This is a genomic window from Brachyspira catarrhinii (assembly GCF_005518285.1).
Classification (GTDB): Bacteria; Spirochaetota; Brachyspiria; order Brachyspirales; family Brachyspiraceae; genus Brachyspira; species Brachyspira catarrhinii.
Genome location: NZ_SJDU01000705.1, coordinates 1 through 644, shown reverse-complemented (window position 1 = coordinate 644; position 644 = coordinate 1). Strand labels below are relative to the sequence as shown.

The window sequence follows — 644 nt, the reverse complement described above, 5'->3', positions numbered from 1 at the left end:
CAGGAAAACCAAGCCAAAATTGAAATATAAATAATACTAATCCAATAAAAATAATTAAAATAATAAACTTATTTTCAACTAAAACTTTATTAATATAATAAATAAAAGTTTTGATAAAATTATAAATATTATTAGAAAATATAAATAAAACTAATATTAATAACAATACACTACAAATTATACTAATTGTTTTTAATTTTACCCTCAATGTATAATTAATATTGTCAATCTTATCTTCTTCAATTATTTTACTTGAAATTAAATCTCCGAAAGGGCTTCCTTTTTCTCTCATTTGAGCAGTTTCAATATAATTTGGCAAATTAGATAAATCGACATAAACTCCATAAATATCGTTATTCCTAAAAACTTTGTCATAATATCTAATTCTGAAATGATGGACATAATTTGTTATATTTTCATTGGCAAGCAAATAATTTTTTATACTTTCTTCATCCAATTCATTATCAATAATAAAATTTTCTTTAATTTCATTTAAATTATTTAATTCTAAAGTTCTATCAATCTCCAAATTAAAATCGGTTAAATAACCAATTCGCTTTTTAGAACCAAGAATTTGTAAAACGATTAGAGCAATAATCGTAATAATCACAAACGGAATATAAATTTTTAGAAATAAATTTTTA

At 20.2% G+C, this 644-nt stretch carries 1 pseudogene; it reads right to left on the bottom strand.

Going from position 1 to position 644, the window contains the following annotated elements:
- A pseudogene (locus tag EZH24_RS14450) lies at positions 1-644 on the bottom strand (hypothetical protein); the annotation flags it as partial.